Source organism: Brachyspira sp., from assembly GCF_050873525.1.
Lineage (GTDB): Bacteria > Spirochaetota > Brachyspiria > Brachyspirales > Brachyspiraceae > Brachyspira.
In genome coordinates, this window is the sequence record NZ_JBNMIZ010000359.1 from 1 (window position 1) to 1,138 (window position 1,138).

2 protein-coding genes are annotated in these 1,138 nt (G+C 22.1%); both read left to right on the forward strand.

Features of this window, described 5'->3' with window-relative positions; genetic code table 11:
* Positions 1-189: hypothetical protein (locus ACR0QS_RS13325; RefSeq protein WP_432633936.1), on the forward strand; the 189-nt coding region annotated here is incomplete at its 5' end.
* Positions 190-507: 318 nt separating this feature from the next.
* On the forward strand, positions 508-1,138 hold a 631-nt coding region (locus ACR0QS_RS13330), incomplete at its 3' end, for a glycosyltransferase family 4 protein (RefSeq protein WP_432633937.1).

A 1,138-nucleotide genomic window follows, 5' to 3' on the forward strand; every position in this document is an offset into this window, starting at 1 on the left:
AAAATGAAAAAAATTTTATTATTATCGCATGAATTAAGTTATACGGGTGCTCCAAATAGTTTGTTAAGAATAGCAAAAGTTTTAATAAAGAATAATTTTTATGTGGAAGTATGGTCTTTATCGGATGGCTCTTTCAAAGAAGAATTTAATAAAAATAATATAAAAGTATATATACCAAACTTACAATAAGAAAATATAAAAAATGAAATTTATAAATTTGATTTAGCTATAGTTAATACGATTTTATCTCATAAATTTATATATTATATAGAAAATAAAATAAATTATGTATGGTATATAAGAGAAGCGTCTAATATAAAAGATTTTTGCATTAGTTGTCCAGAAAGAGTTGATTTACTAAAATCTGTTAAAAATATATATTGCGTAAGCCAATACGCTAAACAATTTATAGAGCCGTATAATAAAGATGTAAAAGTCGTTCATAATTGCATTGAAGATTATTATAACAATGTTAAAAATAAGGTTGATAAAAAAATAAATTTTATCATGGTTGGAACTATAGAATTTCGTAAAGGATTTGATATATTGCTTGACGCTTTTGATAAGTTAGATAAAAATCATAAGGATAAATGCTTAATACATATAGTGGGAAGGTGTTTTCCATCTTTTAAAAATTATTGGGAAAAAATATTGAGTAGAATAAAAAATGATAAACATATAATTTGGCATGGCGAAATAACTGATAATAATAAAAAAATAAACTTATATCAAAGTATGAATGTTTTTGTAGTAGTGTCTAGGGATGAATCATGTTCTTTAGTAGCTTTAGAAGGTGCTATGATGGGAAAACCAATAATAGTTAGTGAAAATGTAGGAGCTAAATATATAATAGACAAAAATAGCGGGTGGATAATAAAAAATGAAGATGCATTAGAATTAAGAAATATATTAATAGATATAATAGAAAACCCAAAAAAATTGGAATACATGGGAGATAAATCTAGAGAAAATTATTTAAATACCTCCACTATAAATATATACGAGAAAAACATAATGAATTTAGTAAATGAAAATTTATCAAATAAAAGTAATAAAATATTTAATTTTCTTTATACTTTAATTAAAAGAAATTTTTGTTTTTATAAAGTTGACTATTATAAAATAATAATTATTTTTG